Origin of the sequence: Hyphomonas sp. (assembly GCF_037969335.1) — a bacterium.
In the GTDB taxonomy this organism is placed as follows: Bacteria; Pseudomonadota; Alphaproteobacteria; order Caulobacterales; family Hyphomonadaceae; genus Hyphomonas.
Window position 1 is genome coordinate 1 of record NZ_JBBKXE010000042.1, and the last position, 19627, is coordinate 19627.

Genomic DNA, 19627 nt, shown 5'->3' on the forward strand with positions numbered 1-19627 from the left:
CGCTTGTAGACGGGGCGCACGTTCAGCGTGTGGCGATAGCCGCGTATCCACGCTTCAGTCTTGTCGACCAGCTGGCCGAGGCGCTTGTCGGAGAAGCCCATGGACTTGAGCTCGATGAGAGAATTGGCATCGTCGGGCAGACCTTCGGCGCGGACCTTGGCCTCAACCTCGGTGATCTCCTTGATCTGCTGGAGGAACCATGGGTCGATGGAGGTCACGCCATGCACTTCCGCGACACTCATGCCTGTCCGGAAAGCCTGGGCGACAACGCGCAGGCGGTCTGGGGTCGGCAGGGCAAGGGCCTGACGCAGCGCGGCGTCGGTTTCAAAGGGCAGGTCATCAAGGCCGCAAAGGCCTGTCTCGAGCGAGCAGAGCGCTTTCTGGAGGCTTTCCTGAAAGCTCCGGCCGATGGCCATGGCTTCGCCGACGGATTTCATCGCCGTGGTGAGCACGGGATCGGCGCCCTTGTACTTCTCGAAGGCGAAGCGCGGGATCTTGGTGACGACGTAATCAATTGTGGGTTCGAACGAAGCGGGCGTGACGCCGGTAATGTCATTGTCGAGTTCGTCGAGCGTGTAGCCGACGGCGAGCTTGGCGGCGATCTTGGCGATCGGGAAGCCGGTTGCCTTGGAGGCCAGTGCCGAGGAGCGCGACACGCGCGGGTTCATCTCGATGACGATCAAACGGCCGTCTTTCGGGTTCACGGCGAACTGCACGTTCGAGCCGCCGGTTTCGACACCGATCTCGCGCAGCACCGCAATCGAGGCGTTGCGCATGACCTGGTATTCCTTGTCGGTCAGCGTCAGGGCCGGAGCGACGGTGATCGAGTCGCCGGTATGCACGCCCATCGGGTCGATATTCTCGATCGAGCAGATGATGATGCAATTGTCCGCCGTGTCGCGGACGACTTCCATCTCGTATTCCTCGACATTGTAGGCAATGCCACCGCCGGTGCCGCCAAGCGTGTAGGCGGGGCGGATGATGGCGGGCAGGCCGACGGTTTCCAGCGCGTCCATCGCGGCCTTGAGGCCGGTGAGGCGGTCATACCCCTTGATCTTGCCGTTCTCGCCGCGGATTTCCGGCGAGGCGATGATCGCGGCGCGGGGGTTTTCGAGGCCGATCCGGTCCATGGCTTCGCGGAACAGCTTGCGATCTTCGGCCATCTCGATGGCTTCGGCCTTGGCACCGATCAGTTCGACGCCGTGTTTTTCGAGGACGCCGGCATAATGCAGGTCGAGGGCGCAGTTGAGCGCGGTCTGGCCGCCCATTGTGGGAAGCAGGGCGTCCGGCTTCTCGACTTCGATGATCTTCTCGACGATTTCGGGCGTGATCGGCTCGATATAGGTCGCGTCGGCCAGGTCAGGGTCGGTCATGATCGTGGCGGGGTTCGAATTGACGAGGATGACGCGGTAGCCTTCGGCCTTCAGCGCCTTGACCGCCTGGACGCCGGAATAGTCGAATTCGCAGGCCTGTCCGATGATGATCGGGCCGGCACCAATTACCAGGATCGAAGATATGTCGGTGCGCTTCGGCATGGTCGTTTCCTGCTCCCGGTCAAACGGGTGCCTGATAGCTGGGAGTCGCAGGCATAAGCAAGGATAATCAGGCCTATGACATGCGAAAAGCCCCGCATCCGTGAAAGGATACGGGGCTTCAAGAGGAGGATGACTGCCTGCCCGGAGGCGAGGGTCTACCAGCGACGCGAGTCGTAAGGGTAGCGGTCATAGGCGTTGGCATAGCCGTCGCCATCAGCGTCGCGCTCGTCTTCCTGGTCCTTGACGCCGGGCATGTCGCAGTCTTCGGCTTCGGTACAGCCTTTGGCTGCGCCGGCAGAACCGCCCAGCACTGCGCCGATAGCAGCGCCGCGACCGGCATCGCCGTCGCCGACATTGTTGCCGATAACCGCGCCGGCGACTGCGCCTGCCGCAGCGCCATAGGCGGCGTTACGTTCCGTGACGCCGCTGGAGGTGCAGGCGGCCAGGACGAGTGCGCTGGCGCCGGCGGCGAAGAGCTTCATAGAGGTTTTCATTGTGTGCTCCTTGTCTTGATCACGGGTTGCAAACTCCCCGCTACCGGAGCGGTTCCGGCAGGTGCATGACAAGGCTGTGAGGAAAGCCGGCTTCTACGCGCCGTCAGGTCCAGCGCTTGGCCAGTTTCTGGCTGATCGCGTCAGGGCCTTCCTGGGCCGCGCCCTGGTAGCCGGTAACAGCGTCGCCGACGAAAGGGTTGGACTGGCGTTCATGGCCAAAGGTCGAGATCGGGCCGTGACCCGGCACGAACCGCATCTCGTTGCCGAGAGGCCAGAGCTTTTCCGTGATCGAGTCGATCAGCTGCTGGTGGTTGCCACGTGGAAAGTCCGTGCGGCCTATCGAACCCTGGAACAGGACATCGCCGACAAAGGCGAGGGCGCCTTCCTTGTTGTAGATCACGACATGACCGGGTGTGTGGCCGGGGCAGTGGGCAACGCCGAATTTCAGGCCGGCCAGTTCCAGTTCGTCGCCATCGTGCAGGTAGCGGTCGGGCTTCACATTCCGGCCGTCGGTAATGCCGTATTTGGCACCCTGGGCTTCCTACTCGTCGAGCAGCCACTGATCCTCCTCGTGCGGCCCGATGATCGGGCAACCGGTGCGCTCGGACACGGCGGTCGCAGCGCCGGCATGGTCGAGGTGGCCATGGGTCAGCCAGACGGCGACAATCTTGACGCCGAACTGTTTGGCCGCGTCCATCAGCCGGTCGACTTCTCCACCCGGATCGATGAACACGCCTTCCATGGTCTCGGTCGACCAGATCATGGACGTGTTCTGTTGCAGGGGAGTCACCGGAATGATCCGGATTTCCAGCTTTGGCTTGCTTGTTTGTTCGGTCATGTTCCTAGAGATAGCGACGGAGGAACTGTTCGTGAAGCACCTCAGGCGCTTTCGCGTCGGGGAAGGCTCGGTTAATACTCGCCGCAACGATGTTTTCCGGAGAGGCCCACACCATGCGTATGCCACAAAGACGGCGAGGCGGCGGACTGCTGGGCGGCCGGTTCATGATCATCATTATCGGCCTGGTCGGCCTGTTCATCTATTGGCAGATGAACCAGACCGAAGTGCCATTCTCCGGCCGCAAGCAGCTGAACACGATGTCGCTGCAGGACGAGGTCAAGCTCGGACAGCAATCCTATGTCCAGATCCTCAACCAGGAGCAGGAACAGGGCCACCAGGTGTTGTGTGCGTCTGAAGGCGGGTGCCAGGGCGCCGAACTGGAGTTGACGGAAGACGTGCGGACGATCGGCAAGCGGCTGCAGGCCGCTGCGATCGAGCTGGAAGCCGAGCTTGAGGCGCAGGGCTATGCTTTCACACCGGTCGCCGAGCAGTTCGACTGGACCTATTATGTGGTGGATTCCGCGACGCCGAATGCGTTTTGCCTGCCGGGCGGTTATGTGGCGGTCTATACCGGCATTCTCGATATAACGGGCAATGGCGACGGGCAGGTGACGCTCGACGATGTCAGCGATCCCGACAAGCTGGCCGTCGTGATGGGCCACGAGATCGGCCATGCGCTGGCCCATCATGGCGCCGAACGGATGAGCCAGCAGAAAGTCATGCAGATGGGCCAGATGGCTGTCGGTGTGGGCCTCGGCGACATGGATGTCAGCCAGCAGCGTGCGATCATGCAGGCGTTCGGCGTTGCGGCGCAGGGGACTGTGCTGAGTTTTTCACGGGCGCACGAAACGGAAGCCGACAAGATCGGTCTCGATCTGCTGGTGCGCGCCTGTTACGACCCGCGCGAGGCGCCCGAATTGTGGGAGCGCATGGGCAAGCTGAACGAGGGCCAGAGCCCGCCAGAATGGATGTCGACCCACCCGGCCTCGTCCACACGCGTGGAAAATTTCCGGCAATGGATGCCCGACGCGATTGCGCAATACGAAAGTCGTTGTGGTCCGCTGAAATAGCCGTCGCCGGATAAGGGTCTTGAGCCGCGTTGATGCGACTCCGCCGGGACGCAACGAAAATGGCCGCCCGGCATCCTAAAGAAGGAATCGGGGCGGCCATCTCGTCCACCATCAGCAAGCCTGTACGGGTCCCCACCCAGCCTGCTTTGTTTTTATTCAAATTCAACGGATGAGGCGCACCCGTTTGTAAGTTTTACATACCATTGGTATGATAAATCTTCAATACAAGAATTCGCCATGGCCAAAAGAACCTCGGAGCAAGCTGAAGAAACGCGTCGTGCCATTTTCGATGCGGCGCGACAGCTGTTTGAAACCGAAGGGTATTCCGGCGCCTCCATCGCAAGCATCGTCGCAGCAGCTGGCACCACGAAAGGTGCCCTGTTTCATCATTTTGCCAGCAAGGAAGCCTTGTTTCTGGAAGTCTGGAAATCATTGCAGCTGGAGATGGATGCGGATACGCGCACCGCTGCGGCGGCAATGCGATCAAAGGACGATCCCTACGCTGCCTTTCTCGCCGGCACCCGCGCTTATTTCAAATGGGCCGCAACGCCAGCCTACCAGCAGATCGTCCTGATCGACGGGCGCGCCGTCATGGGCCTTGCGCGCTGGCAGGAAAATGATGACCGGCTTGGCCGCAACAATGTCGAACAGGGCGTGCGCTACCTGGCCCGGAAAGGGCTGATCAGTGAAGACGGTGTGGTGCCCCTGTCGGTCATATTGCTGAATGCCCTGAATGGCGCTGGCTTTGCCCTGACGCGCAAGGACCCGGGTATCACAGAGGATACGCTGTTCGATGCTTTCGAGAAATTGTTGCGTGGCCTGCGCTAGCTGATCGGATCGACGCGGGTGTCGCCGGACTGGTTGACGCGCCACCAGCCCGCAATCGCATACCGCCGCGCGTGTGTGACTTCGACGGCGTGGGGCACGGTTTCTGACAGCATGAACGCCACTCCGGCGCCGTGGGGCAACAGGCGGGCCGATGGCGCATCTGTCTCGCTGGCGCGTTCCGGCCAGATGACCAGAGCGCCGCCCTTGTCGTCCGTCCAGTCGTCATTGAGATAGACGACCAGCGACAAGACCCGGTTACGGGCGCCCTCGAAACTGTCGAGGTGGCGGTCATAGAAGCCGCCCTCCGGATACACCGCATAGCAGGACTCGAAGTCGAACAGACCGATCATCAAGGCGCGGTTGAGGCTTTTCCGGAGCGGTTCGGCCCAGTCGAAGAACGCCCGCTGTGCGGGGCTCGAACCGTCCATCCAGGAAATGCGGGTGAGGCGCACCGAGCGATCAAGCTGGAAAGCATCCTCCCGTCCGATCCCTGCCATTGCGAGATCCTGCTCTGCATCGCGGGCGAAAATCTCGGCTCTCAGGGCGGCTGTCAGGTCGTCAGGCAGGAAGCCAGGTTGCCAGCTCCAGCCTTGTGCCGCGATGTCCCCGGCAATGGTGCCAAGGCGATTGTCCTCGGGAACAGGGATGGGGGTATAGAAGGGGTCTGGCGCACCGGGCAGGCCGGTGCGTACCGGAGGCGTCACCCGCGATGACCCTCCATGAGGTCGGCGAACCGCGCAAACAGGTAGAAACTGTCCTGCGGGCCAGGAGAGGCTTCGGGGTGGTGCTGGACCGATATGATCGGCTTGCCTGCGACGCTGAGGCCGGAATTCGTGCCGTCGAACAGCGAGCGATGGCTCTCTTCGACGCCCGCCGGCAGCGTGGCCGGATCAACGGTGAAGCCATGGTTCATCGAGACGATCTCGACCTTGCCGGTCGCGATGTCCTTCACGGGATGGTTGGCGCCATGGTGGCCCTGCGCCATTTTCATCGTCTTTGCACCGAGGGCGAGGGCGAGCAGCTGGTGGCCGAGGCAGATACCGAGAATTGGCGTGCCGCTGGCAATCACATCGCGGATCATGGCGCCTGAACGCAGGATCGTGGCGGCCGGGTCGCCCGGGCCATTCGAGAAGACCACGCCGTCCGGCTTGAGCGCCGCAATTTGTGCGGCCGTTGCATCGCCATTCACAACCGTCGTACGGGCGCCGACACTGGCAAGATTGCGCAGGATGTTCTTCTTCACGCCGAAATCGACGACGACGACGTGGAACTTTGCGTCCTGGAGCGCGCCATAGCCGCTGCCCGCCTGCCAGAGCTGCTGGGTGTTGTGATAATTGGCGTCGCTGTCGACATCGGCGGCGAGATCGGCATCGTCGAGGCCTTTCCATGCACGCGCCTGCGCGATCAGCGCATCGGTGTCGATGCCGCCTTCCGGCTGGTGGCAGATGGCGGCCTTCTGCATGCCGCGTTCGCGTATCAGGCGAGTCATGGCCCTGGTATCGACGCCAGACAGGCCAATAATACCGCGCGCTTTCAGCCAGTCATCGAAATGGTGGGTCGAACGCCAGCTGGAGGGCGCAGTGATGGGTTCGCGAAATATCGCACCCCGCGCCGCGTGGGCCGCGGCAGGCGAGGATTCTTCCTGATCGTCCAAGTTTGCACCGACATTGCCGATATGCGGGAACGTAAAAAGGATAATCTGTGACGCATAAGAGGGGTCGGTCAGAATCTCCTCATAGCCGGTGATGCTGGTGTTGAAGCAGATTTCTCCGACATTCGTGCCTGCAGCGCCTGCGCCGAATCCAAGGAAGACTGTGCCATCCGCAAGGGCGACTGCTCCCGTTGCAGGCGAGCCCGCTTGAATTTTCGTGTCTTTAGTCATATCTCATTTCGCTTCCGGACCGTTTTCCGGTCGTTAACCCAAGTGACCGAGGTTTCGTCCGGTTAATGGGGCTGAGTCTACGCATCGTCAAGCAAACTGGCGTTCGCGGTATGTGAAAGGCAATAGCGGCATGGGCCGAGAGGATACAAGTGAGACGATGTCGCTGAAGGCGCGCATCGTTCAGGCACTCAAATCCGAAACTGAAAAAGGCGCGAGCGACGTGGAACTTGCCACGCTGCGCCTGATCGAGTGTGCCGTGCGTGACCGCGACGTCTGCGCACGCGGCCGGGGTGTGGGCGAAGGCTGTCCGGACGCCGATGTCCGCGCCGTGCTCGAAACCATGGTGGCGCAACGCGAGGTCTCGGCGCGCGAACACGATGAAGCCGGCCGAATCGAGGACGCGATCCGCGAACGCGAGGAAATCGAGGTCATCGAGAAATTCCTTCCAGTCCCGCTCAGCGGCGCCAAGCTGGACGCGGCCGTGCAGGATATTGTCGAGGATCTTGGCGCATCCAAGCTGAAAGATGTCGGCCGCTGCATGTCGGCGCTCAAGGACAAATTCCCGGGCATGGTCGAATCCGGCACTGCCGGCAAAGCTGTCCGCGACGCCCTGACACGGTCCTGACGCGGCAACCCGTTGCTTCTTTTGAAAATACTGCGCGTGCAAGGTGCCGCGCGATTATTCATGCTCAAAATTGCAGGTGCTTTCCGGAACCTTGCGCACGCCCCTCGCGTTTGATGGGTGTTCTCGCAAGGAAAGGAACATCCTATGAAATATCTCATTGCCCCCGTTAGCGCCGCTGCCCTGATGGCCGCCCTGGCTGCATGCTCCGGTGCCGACACCCCTGTTGAAACAGCTGACTCGCACAGCTCTGCCTATACTGAATCGGCGGATGCCGACCGCGTGATGGCGGACGGAACCGTCGACAATACGGCCCTGACTGAAACGGTCATGGCGCGCCCAGCCTACGTCATGGCGGCTGGCGAATTCAAAGCCTCCGACCTGATCGGCGATAATATCGTCGGCGCAAATGGCGAGACCATCGCCACAGTGGCGGACGTGCTGATCGGCAAGGACATGAGTCCGAGCCAGATCGTGTTCCGTGATGGCGGCATCCTCGGTGTTGCCGGTGACCTCGGCACGCTGCCCTTCAGCGCCGTACAAGTGAAACTGGACGCTGATGGTGAGCCGACCATTTTTGCCGCGCTCGTCGATGAATCGCTCGAAGGCGTCGCCGAATTCGAGCAGGACGGTGCCGATGATTACCGCCTGGCGTCTGAACTGATCGGCACCAATGCCGAACTCGCCGTCACCGACACCTACACGCGCATCACCGACCTTATCATCAGCTCTGACGGGTCAGTGAAGCATGCCGTCGTGACCGATGGCATGTCCGGTGTCGCTTCGGCGGACCGCCTCGTGATTGCCTTTGATGCGATCACGGTCGTCCAGGGCGACAGCAATGGTGAAGTGATGGTCAACATGACGCCGGAACAGCTGAAAACCGCGCCGGTCCTGAACGACGCCTAAGGCGCCGTTTAAGTCGCTTCCGCACTCAAGGCGTGGCCCTGCCAGACGGCGGGGCCACTCTTTTGCCCGTGTCCCTCCGGTATTCTGTGCGTTCCCGAATCCGGCCTGACGCGCTACACTCGCCCGAATGTCCCAGACTGTCCGCATCCCTGATGGCTTCGTCGATGAACTGAAGGCCCGAATCCGGCCTTCGGACGTGATCGGCCGCAAGGTGAAGCTGGTCAAGAAGGGCAAGGAATGGGTCGGTCTCTCGCCTTTCACCGCCGAGAAGACACCCAGCTTCTATGTCAACGACCAGAAGCGCATCTTCAAATGCTTCTCATCCGGCATGGGCGGCGACGTCATCAGCTTCGTGATGGAGACCGAGCGGCTCTCCTTCATGGAGGCGGTCGAGAAACTGGCCGAGGAAGCAGGCATGAGCCTGCCGAAAGCGAGCCCGGAAGCGGTCGAGGAATATGATCACCGCAAGCGGCTGCAGGCGGCGTGCGAGGCGGCGGCGACCTATTTCGAAGACTGCCTGCAAGCCTCCGAGGGCGCGGCGGCGCGGATCTATCTTGAAGGGCGCGGCCTGTTGCCGGCCGCCTGGCGGCGCCACCGGCTCGGCTTTGCGCCGGACGATTGGCGCAAGACGACCGAGCACCTCAAATCCCAAGGCTTCTCGATCGCGGAAATCCTCGAAGCGGGCCTCGCCAAGGAAAGCGACAAGGGCGGTGAACCCTATGACGCCTTCCGCGGGCGGCTGATGTTCCCGATCCCGGATTCGCGGGGCGGCATCATCGCCTTCGGCGGCCGGGGCCTGACGCCTGACGCCAAGCCGAAATACCTGAATTCCGGCGATACGCCGCTCTTCCACAAATCCCGCGTGCTGTATCGCTACAAGGCGGCGCGCGAGGCGTTGGGGCATGGCGAAGGCGGCGGACTGATCGTTTGCGAAGGCTATATGGATGCCATCGCCCTGACCGAAGCGGGGTTTGGCCATGCCGTGGCGCCGCTGGGCACGGCGCTGACCGAAGACCAGATCGCGCTGCTCTGGCGCGCCGGGCCGGAGCCGGTGCTCTGCTTTGACGGCGACCGGGCCGGCCTGGGCGCCGCCTTCCGGGCGCTCGACCGGGCCTTGCCGCATGTCGAACCCGGTCGGTCGCTGTATTTCGTGCTGCTGCCCGACGGCATGGACCCGGACGACCTGATTCGCGAGCGCGGACCCGCCGCGATGGCCGAAGCGCTGGATAACCGGCTTGCTCTGTCAGAGCTGCTCTGGCGCCGCGAACGAGACGCCGAACCGCTCGATACGCCCGAACGCCAGGCCGGTCTCGAGGCGCGCCTTGCGACGGCGGCGGCCCAGGTGAAGCACCCCGGTGTGCGTGCAGCCTATGAGCGTGATCTCAAGGCGCGCATGCGCGATCACTTCTGGCAGGTGCGCCAGGCAAATCGCAGCAATAACAGCAAGAAACGCCCCGGAACGGGACACAATCCCGCGTCAGGAGAGTCCGGACAGGCGGCGCTGAAGGGTGGCGCGCCAGCCAAGCTGCGCGGACTTGGCGCGATCGTACGCGCGGTCGACAGCCCGTACCTGCTCGACTTCGGCGCCGAAACGCTGGCCGTGTCGGTCTTTCCCGATCCGGACGTCAGCCAGATACGGGACTGCATCCTCGACTTTGTGAACGCAGGGAAACCTATTGACCGCAAGGCCCTGAGCGCCCATTTACTCGAAGCAGGGAACATGCGCGCTTCCAGATTGCTCAAAGATTATCCTGATACGCCTCAGATAGCGGCCGATGGGCCCGAGGCACGGGAATGGCTGATAGCCCTCGAGCAATACATGGCGGTGAGAAGTTCCGACGGGCAGGAACCCGGCTCTGGCATGGATGCTGCGAGCGGGGAGTCAACGGCGTCGCCATCTGCGTGGCGCCGGCGTCACCAGCTTGTCGCAGAACGCCGGGCCCTGAGGGCCCGCATGAACGAGGCAGCAGGAAAAGTCGGCGAAAGCTAAGGCGCAGGTCAGTTTTTTTGGGCAATCCACCAGGGCAGCGGCGGATATTCCCATGGGAGATATTTGAATGGCAACAGCCACCAAGAAGAAAAAGAACACCGCAGGCGATGGTGAAGGCGAAGACGAGAAGGACGGCGACGTCACCCTTGTCGATTTCAACGCGACCGACGTCAAAAAAGTCCTGAAGAAGGCCCAGAAGCGCGGTTTCATCACGCATGATGAAGTCAACGCCATGCTTCCGGCCGACGAAATCACGTCTGACCAGATCGAGGACGTGATGAGCCAGATCTCCGAAATGGGGATCGCGGTGGTCGAGAGCGAGGAAGAGGCCGAAGCTGAAGGCAAGGCGCTCACCAAGATCGAAGACAAGAAAGTTGTCACCAAGAAGGGCAATGCACGCGGCTCTGACCGTACCGACGACCCCGTGCGCATGTACTTGCGCGAAATGGGCGCCGTGGAACTGCTCTCGCGTGAAGGCGAGATCGCGATTGCCAAGCGTATCGAGGCCGGCCGCGATGCGATGATCCGGGGCCTGTGCGAAAGCCCGCTGACATTCGAAGCCATGATGGTGTGGCGCGACGAGCTGATAAACGAGCGCATCCTGTTGCGCGACCTGATCGACCTTGAGGCCACCTATGGCGCGGAAAACCCGCCGCCGGAACCCAAGCCCAAGGAAGAAGAAGACGAGGACGAAGCCAAGGCGAAGGCCGAAGGCGCGGACGGCGAAACCAACGACGACGAAGACGACGACGAGGATGATGCTGCGGCGATGTCCATGTCGGCCATGGAAGCTGAACTGCGTGACGGCGTGCTGGCCAAGCTCGACGAGATCGCAGACGGGTTCGGACGCTACCGCAAGCTTCAGGACAAGCTCGTCCACCGTCGTCTCGAAGGCAAGGACCTGACGCCCAAGGCACAGGCCGAATATGACGAACTCTCAAACAATATCGTCGAGAGCCTGAAGACGATCCATATCAACAATGCCCGTATCGAGGCGCTGGTTGAGCAGCTTTACGCGATCAACAAGAAGCTGATGGGCCTTGAAGGCAAGCTGATGCGTATGGCCGATGCCCATGGCGTGCCGCGCAAGGAATTCCTCGAGAACTATTTCGGCCACGAACTGGAGCCGGAGTGGAGCGACCGCGTCAGGGCCCTGTCGGCAAAGTGGAAACGCTTCGTCGATGGCAAGACGGAAGACATCGAAGGCGTGCGCGGCGAGATTTCGGAGATTGCCCAGGAAATCGGCATTCCGATCGATAATTACCGTGTGCTGGTCCAGACCGTCCAGAAGGGTGAGCGCGAAGCGCGCATTGCCAAAAAGGAAATGGTCGAAGCCAACCTCCGCCTCGTGATCTCGATTGCCAAGAAATACACCAATCGCGGCCTGCAATTCCTGGATCTCATCCAGGAAGGCAATATCGGCCTGATGAAGGCTGTCGACAAATTCGAATACCGTCGAGGCTACAAGTTCTCGACCTATGCCACCTGGTGGATCCGTCAGGCGATCACACGGTCGATTGCGGACCAGGCCCGCACGATCCGTATCCCGGTGCACATGATCGAGACGATCAACAAGATCATCCGCACCCAACGCCAGATGCTGCACGAAATCGGCCGCGAGCCGACCCCGGAAGAACTGGCCGAAAAGCTGGGCCTGCCGCTGGAGAAAATCCGCAAGGTGCTGAAAATCGCCAAGGAGCCGATCAGTCTCGAAACACCGATCGGCGACGACGAGGATTCGAATCTCGGCGACTTCATCGAGGACAAGATGGCACTCTTGCCCGTCGACGCCGCGATCCAGTCGAACCTGCGCGAGACCACGACCCGCGTGCTCGCCTCGCTCACGCCGCGTGAGGAACGTGTGCTGCGCATGCGTTTCGGCATCGGCATGAACACCGATCACACGCTGGAAGAAGTCGGCCAGCAGTTCAGTGTGACGCGTGAACGTATTCGCCAGATCGAAGCCAAGGCGCTGAGGAAACTCAAGCACCCGAGCCGCAGCCGCAAGCTGCGCAGCTTCTTGGATACATAACACTTTCAAAGGGCGGCCCGTGGGTCGCCCTTATTGATTCAGGCCAAGCAAGCGCGCTCTCGAGGGAATAGCCTGTCGCGTCCGTGCATTCCTGCGTGGCAAGTGGCGCCCGAATTGAACATGGGAATGGGGCTGTGTTGGCCGCCTTTGGCGACAGGAGCGTCCCGTCAGTCCAGGCAGAGAAGCGCCTCTTCGGCGCAGATGCGGCGCATGTTCATGATGTGGTCGCGCTGTGGATTTTGCCAGTTGGTGATATTCAGCGGTGGTTCCAAATGGCGGACCAGCAGGGATTGTGCCGATGCCACGTCGCCGGAGAACGGGAGGCGCGACACGAGCAGCGATGCCCGGATCCAGTCAGACAGGCGCGCCTCGCCTGATAGGGAGAAACAATAGCTCGACACGTTCCCGCAGTTGATGCCGAACGATCCAGGTTGCGCTGTCAGGCCCAGGTCTTCCCTGAGCAGGGCGCCGAGGGTCCGGCGGTCGGTGCTGGTGCCACTGTCTCTGCCGGGTGGGTCGAAATGATCTTGCGGCGCGGTGCCGGTTTCGGTCTTGCCGATGTAGAGCAGTCCGCTGTCTGACACGGCGATTCCGGGCAGGTTATGGCCCGCGGCGAGATACACGCCATAGACGCATCGCGCGGCATGGCGCGGTGCGGTCCACCCAGTGCGCAGCGCAAACAGCGCGTCCTGAACATCCTGTATCTGCACGTTTCGTCCCCCGTCCCAATGGCGACGTTTACTTTTAGTTAATCTTTCTGTCTAGCGCCGTGGTAAATAAAAAGCGAAGTATTCGCGCGTGCACGGTCAGGGCGATTATGCGTGTGCGATTCAGTTCCGGCCCAACGGGCGCGCTCAGCCGCCCATTGCGTGCCACCGGTCCATGCCCTCGCAGATGCCTTCCTGTTGCAGGGCAGTCTGGGCGGCATAGTTGAACTGGTCGCTGGCGGAGGCGGCCCAGACGGCGGCGGCCGCATCAAAACTCGTGAACCCGATTTCCGACATGCCACGTTCGATCCGGCTGCAGATCAGGCGGGCTGTGTCGGCGTCGGCTGTGTCGTTGAGGCTGGCGATCCGGTCGGCCAGGTCGAGCCGCGAGAAGATATAGTCATAGACGGTCAGGTCCTCTCCCACTTCAAAGGCCAGGATGTCGCCGGACGGGATGCCGGTATAGTCCGGCATCTGGCCGTCATAATCTGACGTGGCTGCGGTGAAGATCGAGGGAATCGGTTGGTCGAGATAGACTGCCCACTGACCGATAGCGCCCTTACCCTTGGTCTGCTTGATATTGCTCGCTTCCGGCAGCTCGGCCGAAACGACGAGGATCGGTGTATCGCTCCACGACTTGACCGAGAAGGCGCTGGTCGACTGCTCGGTGATCGACTGACCGAACAGCGTGGTCGAGGACGTGTTCAGGAAGTTTGATGCTTCAAGCATGAGCGGCTGGTTGAAATATGTCACCAATGTCGAGGTCGGCGCGATAAGGTTGGCCGCAGTCGTCAGCGCGCCCATCACGTTGGCCCCGGCACTGCCCTGACGCTCATCCGAGAGCTGAAGGCGGAACCGGCCTTCGATCGTCGTGTTGGGACCGACCTTGAAATAGGGCGTTGCATAGAGGGCGATGCTTTCATTGGTTGTCCAGGCTTCGCCTTCCCTGCTGTCGGAGGAGAAGGTCGCCGAGAACAGCGCCTTGGTCGCCTTGATGTCCGGCTTGGTCACATCGAACTCGGCGATCAGCGTGCGCGTGACATTGCGCGAGCCCATCATGCGTGACAGCCAGTTGCGGCTTTCCTTGTTATAGTTGCGCGTGTCGACCGGTTCCTTGCGAGTGCCGGAGGAAACGCCTTCAATATCATAGGCGTCCGGCTTGAGGGTGACGATCTGGATGCGCGTATAGCGGTCCTGCAGCATCAATCCGTATTCTGAGTAAAGGGCGTTCTCGTCTATCGCCACATCGATGAAAGGCAGATAGTCCTTGGCCGGCTTGGCGTTGCTGACGGCGCGTCCGGTGGACCGGCGCGGCGTGGGGGATGGTGAGCCAGCGGCGGTGGGTGGCAGATCGTTGATATCGAAATCGTCGTCGTCGCCTGGCAATCCGCGGCTGGGCCCGCCCGAACCGACCATGGGCGGCGGCGGATATTCTGCGGCTTCTTCCTCTTCATAGATTGGCGGCGGCGGAGGAGGAGGTGGTGGAACTTCGGATTGCGGCGCGGAACCGCCCGGTTCAACCTGTTGCGAGGCACAGCCTGCCAGAGCAAGTGTGAGTGCTAGAATGCTGATCTGTCCGTACTTCATCGCCGTCGTCCCCCTGGTGTTCGTCGCGTGGTTAACAGAACGGTAATAGGGTTGGACGGTCAAGGCGAGCCATTTTCCGAATATTCGTGTATCGCGTGTATTCATCGTCAATATTGCATTGAATACTGCAGCGCCGATGTTCGGCCCATTGCAGATTGCGCTTTACCGGGCGCATGCTGCAATGCAATAAACCCATTGCCGACGGGGCAGCAGAACCCCATATACTCATTGTGAGCATATTTGCCACGCTGTCCAATCGCCAGGAGGGCACTTCTTGTTGCTCAACATGCTGAAAGCCAAACTTCATTCTGCCACCGTCACCCAGTGTGACCTGCATTATGAAGGCTCCGTTTCCATCGATCAGGACCTGCTGGACGCGTCCGGCATCCTGCCGCACGAACGCGTGGACATCTGGAATGTCACCAATGGCGCGCGCATCCAGACCTATGCGCTCGAAGCGCCGCGCGGCTCGCGCACGATCGGCGTCAACGGCGCGGCTGCACGCCACTTCGCTGTGGGCGACAAGGTGATCATTGCGGCCTTCGCCAGCATTGAGGCCGAAAAGGCCCGCCAGCATGCCCCGACCGTCGTGTTGCTGGACGATGCCAACGCGATCAAGCTGCCAGCCTGATCCGCTTTTTCACACGCGCGCACACGCAATGGTTGCTGATTGCCATTGGCGGCATGGTTGACTAGCCTTCCCGGAAAAGAGGTCGGGGAGATTGGTTATGCGGGCATTACTGGCGGCGCTATGCGTGTTTGTGACAGGCGCCGCCGCGCAGGCGCAGGTGCAGGTGCCTCACCCGCCACTGGAAGCCTATGGTGAGCTTGCGATGGTCCGGAGCATGGCGATTTCGCCCGACGGGACAACTGTTGCCTTCGTGTCCCGCGTCGGCGGCAAGGACGTGATCACCACGCTTGATGTCGCGACCAATACGGTCGAGCCGCGGATGGTCATCGACGAGATCGCAACGCGCGATCTCTGGTTCGCTGACAATGACCATGTCGTATTCATCGCGTCGGATGCGACCCACCTCATGGGTTTTCGCGGAGACTTCGAGTATTCGGCGGCCTTTTCGGTGAACATTCGCAAGAATGAGCTCGCCACATTGCTGAAAGATACCAGAGACCTGTTTCCGGCCCAGTCTGGACTTGGGCGCATTGTCGGCAAGTACAAGAAGCCGGGTGATGTTCTTATGCCAGCTTACATGTCGGTGAGTTCCATTTCTTCGCCGCCGCGTATGGATCTGCTCAAGGTGAACCTCGATACCGGACGCGGCAAGGTTTTCAGGAAGGGCACATCCAACACGATCGACTGGTTCGTGGATGAAGCAGGAACGGTTCTCGCGCGCGAAGACTATGACAACAAGCAGGACGTGTATCGCATCTTCACCGAAGTCTCTGGTAAGTCCCGTAAGATCTACGAGACCGACGCTTCGCGGGTCCCGTTTTCACTTCTCGGCATTAAGCCCGACCGATCGGCTCTGATCCTCGTCGACACGTCAGAGGACAATGATGGTTTCGATGCGATCTATGAAATGGATTTCGAGGGCAATGTTTCCGCGCAGGTGCTGGAGCGGGCGGGTGTGGACATCGATGGAATCTATTCCGATCATAACCGGTTTGTCGAAGGCGTGAAATATTCCGGCGCCCTGCCGAGCTATCATTTCTATGATCCCGAGGTTGATGCCGCTGTTCAGTCGCTTGTCGAAACGTTCAGCAACTCGGCTGTGCATATCGTTTCGAACAGCGACGGCTGGAAGCAGATCGTCTATCTAGTCTACAGCAGCGACACGCCCGGCAAATATATCCTGCAAGACCGGGCAACCGGAAAAATCACAGGGCTTGTGATGCAGCGCGACGATATTCCGGCAGAGGCCATCGGTGAAATCGTTGGCGTCAGTTATCCCGCGCGGGACGGGCTGACAATTCCGGCTGTCCTGACATGGCCCGCAGGGGTGCCAGCGGAAGATCGCAAGAACCTGCCGCTCGTTGTAATGCCACATGGCGGGCCCGCCGCCTATGATGCCATCGGGTTTGACTGGATGGCGCAGTATTTTGCCAATCGTGGCTATGTGGTTCTCCAGCCGAATTTCCGGGGGTCTTCCGGGTACGGTGCTGAGTTCCTGCATGCCGGGGATGGCGAGTGGGGCCGCAAGATGCAGGATGATGTGTCAGATGGCGTCTCGATCCTGACCGAAGGTGGTTTTGTCGATCCTGGACGCATCTGCATTGTTGGCGCGAGCTATGGCGGCTATTCCGCCCTCGCGGGCGGTGCCTATACGCCGGACCTTTACAAATGCGTCGTTGCGGTCGCGCCGGTCAGCGACCTGCCGCGCATGATCCGGGACGTCAGCAAACGGCGCGGGCATCGGCATTGGGCGGTCGATTACTGGAAAGAAATCATCGGCGACCCGAAGGCCGAGAAGGTGAAACTGGAAGATATTTCACCCGTCAACAGCGCTGCAACTTTCGCAGCACCTGTCCTGCTCATCCATGGCAAGGACGACACGATTGTTCCGATCAGCCAGAGCGAAGTGATGGAGAAGGCGCTCATCAAGGAAGGCAAGTCCGTGGCGTTCGTAACATTGGATGGCGAGGATCACTGGCTGTCGGATGGCGACACGCGGATCGAAACGCTTCGCGCGATGTCGGACTTTGTCGAGGCGCATATCGGCGCTGACTAGAAACCCGCAGGTTTCGGCAGGCCCTTGCTGGAAATACAGATCGCCTTGAAGCGCTCGCCCATGTCTTTCGGGTCGATCAGGCGCTGGGCGGCGCTGAAGATCACGTCTCCATCGTCCTCGTTTGCTTTTACGAGCTGGTTGAGCCGCGCCTGCGCGCCGAGTCCGAGCAGGAACATGCCCTGCGGCACGGGTCCGGTCACATCGAGACCCGCACTTTCGGCCAGCCGTTTCAGCCGCCCGAAATCCACGTCCACGGTGAGGTCCGTCTCGCCCGGTGCGTGAAGCGGCGAGACCTGCACGCCGTCCTTGAAAGCGCGCAGGGAATCCCCCGGCGCTGCATCGGCCGGACCATAGTCGATGAACAGCGCGTGCACGGGCGCGCCATTCGCCGCCCGCGTCGCAAGTTCGGCGATGAGAATGTCGAGGCCCGTCTGCACTTCCACGCAGGGCGCTGACTTTGCCGCGCCTTCGGGCGCTGCGCGACCGTCAGCTGCGAGGCCGAAGGCCAGCGCGCCGTCTGTATCGAGGCCCACGACACATTCGTGCCATTCCTCCCCGTCGCGCCGGAACTGGCGGGCGGGCAGGCAGTCGAGATATTCGTTGGCGAGGATAATGGTCGGCAGGTCCGGCACTTCGGACGCCTGCTCGGCAAATTGCGGTTCATAAATCGCGAGCCGTTCCACCTGCACGTCGCGCAGGGCCGGGCTCGCTTCTACCAGTACCAGTTGCATCGCATCGGCAAACGGCTTGCCGCCGGCGACGAAGGCCATGCGCAGCGCGTCCTGCATCAGCACGCCGCGACCGGGGCCGATCTCGACCAGGCAGAAGGCGTCTGGCGACCCCATTGCCTGCCATTCATGCACCGCCCAAAGGCCCAGCAATTCGCCGAATACCTGGCTCGTTTCCGGCGCGGTGATGAAGTCGCGTCCAAGGCCGGGGCGCGTCGCATAATAGCCGTCCTGCCGGTCGTGCAAGGCGAGCTGCATATAGGTCGAAACCGGGATCGGGCCGCCGGTTTCGATCAGGCGGATAAGGCGTTCTTTTAGGGTCATGTCAGTCTAGTCGGGTGAGTGCAGGGGCTTTGGTTTGAGGGCATTCCAGACCAGCCACGCGCCGCCGATCCACATCGGTGCCGACAGGATCATGCCCATGGTCAGGCCGAAGGGCAGGTCGCTGGCAAAAGAGTCCGGCAAGCGGAAGTTCTCGACGATGGAGCGGCCCGTGCCATACATCAGCAGGAACAGGCCCGCGATCAGGCCGGGCTTTTTCAATGCACCGAATTTCCAGATCAGCAGCGATGCCACAACCACCGGCAGCAGGCCTTCCAGTACGGCTTCATAGAGCTGGCTCGGATGACGAGCGAATTCGTGGCCCGTATAGACCCATTGCTTCGCAACCCAGTCATAGGCCGACGGCGTCGAGCCGGGGACATAGCCCTCGGGGAAGATCACGCCGAGCGCGCTGTCGGTCTTGCGGCCATAGAGCTCGGCATTGATGAAATTCGCCAACCGCCCGAACATGATCCCGATCGGCGCCACGACGCCGGCAATGTCGCCGAGCGGCAGGAGGTTCAGCTTCCGCCGGCGCGCGATCATCACGATGGCCAGTGTCACGCCGATCAGGCCGCCATGAAACGACATGCCGCCATCCCATATCTTCAGCACGCTCAGCGGGTTCGCCGCGATTACGTCCTGCTGGTAGGGGACCATGTAGAAAAGGACGTAGCCGAACCGTCCGCCGAGGATGATTCCGAGGATGATCCAGAACATGATGTCGTCGAGATCGTCCTTGGTTGCAGGGCTCTTGCCGCCGAACATGGCCGGGCGGTTGATCAGCGCCGTTGCGTACTGCCAGGCCAGCATGATGCCGGCGATATAGGCGAGGGCGTACCAGCGCAGATGAAAGGTGCCGAGGCCGACAAAACCGAAGTCGATCGAGACCAGCGCCGGGCTGAATTCCGGAAAAGGCAGGCCGCCGGCTGCCATGGGCAGGGCGATCAGGGTCAGGAGGTCTGTCATGCGGCGTCTTTTCCCTGTCTGGAACGCGTCCTATCTGTTAGGCAGCTGCCAATCATGGCCCAGCCGCCCCCGCGCGAAGGAGTAGCCTCATGGCGAACACAAATCCACTGCTCGATGACATTGCCGGTCTGATGACTGGCGCGATGGGCGCTGCCCGCGCCGCCGGCGAGGAGGCCAAGACCGCCGCCCAGTCGCGAGTGCGGGCCCTGATCGCCGATATGGACCTGGCCGGACGCGATGAAGTCGAGGCCCTGAAAGCCCTCGCCACAGCCGCGCTTGAGCGCGTCGAATCGCTCGAATCGCGCATCGAAAAACTGGAAGCAGCGGCGAAGCCGAAAAGGGCGAAAGCTGAGGAATAGTCCGTAAAGCCTGCAGAACCGGGTGGACGCGCGTCCGCTCACTTGCTTAGTGGCCCTTGGCCTCCTCGT

16 protein-coding genes and 2 pseudogenes are annotated in these 19627 nt (G+C 61.4%); 9 read left to right on the forward strand and 9 right to left on the reverse strand.

What is annotated here, in order from left to right; all coding sequences use genetic code 11:
• From AADA04_RS02850 to AADA04_RS02860, 3 genes and pseudogenes are all read right to left on the reverse strand, one after another.
• A pseudogene (locus AADA04_RS02850) lies at positions 1-1535 on the reverse strand (carbamoyl phosphate synthase large subunit); the annotation flags it as partial.
• Positions 1536-1690: 155 nt separating this feature from the next.
• Positions 1691-2029, reverse strand: coding sequence for a YMGG-like glycine zipper-containing protein (locus AADA04_RS02855; RefSeq protein ID WP_340691723.1), 339 nt, complete (start codon positions 2027-2029; stop codon positions 1691-1693).
• Between the two features lie 103 nt (positions 2030-2132).
• A pseudogene (locus AADA04_RS02860) lies at positions 2133-2867 on the reverse strand (MBL fold metallo-hydrolase).
• A 164-nt stretch (positions 2868-3031) separates the two neighbouring features.
• Between AADA04_RS02860 and AADA04_RS02865 the strand changes: the two are divergent.
• Both AADA04_RS02865 and AADA04_RS02870 read left to right on the forward strand, forming a co-directional pair.
• Positions 3032-3937, forward strand: coding sequence for a M48 family metallopeptidase (locus tag AADA04_RS02865; RefSeq protein ID WP_340691724.1), 906 nt, complete (start codon positions 3032-3034; stop codon positions 3935-3937).
• Positions 3938-4174: 237 nt separating this feature from the next.
• The gene (locus AADA04_RS02870; RefSeq protein WP_340691725.1) at positions 4175-4765 is read left to right on the forward strand and encodes a TetR/AcrR family transcriptional regulator; all 591 of its coding nucleotides are present in this window, start codon (positions 4175-4177) and stop codon (positions 4763-4765) included.
• Here AADA04_RS02870 and AADA04_RS02875 read toward each other — a convergent pair.
• On the reverse strand, positions 4762-5469 hold the full coding sequence (locus AADA04_RS02875) for a 2OG-Fe(II) oxygenase (protein WP_340691726.1): 708 nt from the start codon (positions 5467-5469) through the stop codon (positions 4762-4764). The two genes, AADA04_RS02870 and AADA04_RS02875, sit on opposite strands and share 4 nt — an antisense overlap.
• The gene (carA, locus tag AADA04_RS02880; RefSeq protein WP_340691727.1) at positions 5466-6647 is read right to left on the reverse strand and encodes a glutamine-hydrolyzing carbamoyl-phosphate synthase small subunit; all 1182 of its coding nucleotides are present in this window, start codon (positions 6645-6647) and stop codon (positions 5466-5468) included. Before carA ends, AADA04_RS02875 begins: the two co-directional genes overlap by 4 nt.
• 130 nt (positions 6648-6777) lie before the next feature.
• Between carA and AADA04_RS02885 the strand changes: the two genes are divergently transcribed.
• From AADA04_RS02885 to rpoD, 4 genes are all read left to right on the forward strand, one after another.
• Complete coding sequence (locus AADA04_RS02885) at positions 6778-7272, forward strand: GatB/YqeY domain-containing protein (protein ID WP_340691728.1); 495 nt, start codon at positions 6778-6780, stop codon at positions 7270-7272.
• Positions 7273-7416: 144 nt separating this feature from the next.
• The gene (locus tag AADA04_RS02890; protein ID WP_340691729.1) at positions 7417-8178 is read left to right on the forward strand and encodes a PRC-barrel domain-containing protein; all 762 of its coding nucleotides are present in this window, start codon (positions 7417-7419) and stop codon (positions 8176-8178) included.
• A gap of 127 nt (positions 8179-8305) precedes the next feature.
• Positions 8306-10168: a DNA primase gene (gene dnaG, locus AADA04_RS02895; RefSeq protein ID WP_340691730.1), complete on the forward strand. Its 1863-nt coding sequence runs from the start codon at positions 8306-8308 to the stop codon at positions 10166-10168.
• A gap of 67 nt (positions 10169-10235) precedes the next feature.
• Positions 10236-12200 carry an RNA polymerase sigma factor RpoD gene (gene rpoD / locus AADA04_RS02900; protein WP_340691731.1) on the forward strand — a complete coding sequence of 655 codons (1965 nt, stop codon included), beginning with the start codon at positions 10236-10238 and terminating at the stop codon, positions 12198-12200.
• Between the two features lie 167 nt (positions 12201-12367).
• On the opposite strand, the gene AADA04_RS02905 is transcribed toward rpoD, so the two are convergent.
• Positions 12368-12910 (reverse strand): GIY-YIG nuclease family protein, encoded by a 543-nt coding sequence (locus tag AADA04_RS02905; RefSeq protein WP_340691732.1) that lies wholly within the window; start codon positions 12908-12910, stop codon positions 12368-12370.
• A 144-nt stretch (positions 12911-13054) separates the two neighbouring features.
• Positions 13055-14494: a hypothetical protein gene (locus tag AADA04_RS02910; RefSeq protein WP_340691733.1), complete on the reverse strand. Its 1440-nt coding sequence runs from the start codon at positions 14492-14494 to the stop codon at positions 13055-13057.
• Between the two features lie 274 nt (positions 14495-14768).
• Here AADA04_RS02910 and panD point away from each other — a divergent pair, with 274 nt between their 5' ends.
• Together panD and AADA04_RS02920 are read left to right on the forward strand one after the other, a co-directional pair.
• Complete coding sequence (panD, locus tag AADA04_RS02915; protein ID WP_340691734.1) at positions 14769-15125, forward strand: aspartate 1-decarboxylase; 357 nt, start codon at positions 14769-14771, stop codon at positions 15123-15125.
• A gap of 97 nt (positions 15126-15222) precedes the next feature.
• Entirely contained in the window at positions 15223-17181 is a 1959-nt protein-coding gene (locus tag AADA04_RS02920; RefSeq protein ID WP_340691735.1) for a S9 family peptidase, read from the forward strand.
• Here AADA04_RS02920 and AADA04_RS02925 read toward each other — a convergent pair.
• Both AADA04_RS02925 and lgt read right to left on the reverse strand, forming a co-directional pair.
• Positions 17178-18233, reverse strand: a complete 1056-nt coding sequence (locus AADA04_RS02925) for an SAM-dependent methyltransferase (protein ID WP_340691736.1) — start codon at positions 18231-18233, stop codon at positions 17178-17180. The genes AADA04_RS02920 and AADA04_RS02925 overlap by 4 nt on opposite strands.
• A 6-nt stretch (positions 18234-18239) precedes the next feature.
• Positions 18240-19199 carry a prolipoprotein diacylglyceryl transferase gene (gene lgt / locus AADA04_RS02930; RefSeq protein WP_340691737.1) on the reverse strand — a complete coding sequence of 320 codons (960 nt, stop codon included), beginning with the start codon at positions 19197-19199 and terminating at the stop codon, positions 18240-18242.
• Between the two features lie 89 nt (positions 19200-19288).
• Between lgt and AADA04_RS02935 the strand changes: the two genes are divergently transcribed.
• A complete protein-coding gene (locus tag AADA04_RS02935) occupies positions 19289-19558 on the forward strand; it encodes an accessory factor UbiK family protein (protein WP_340691738.1) in 270 nt (89 codons plus the stop codon).
• The last annotated feature ends 69 nt before the right edge of the window (positions 19559-19627 follow it).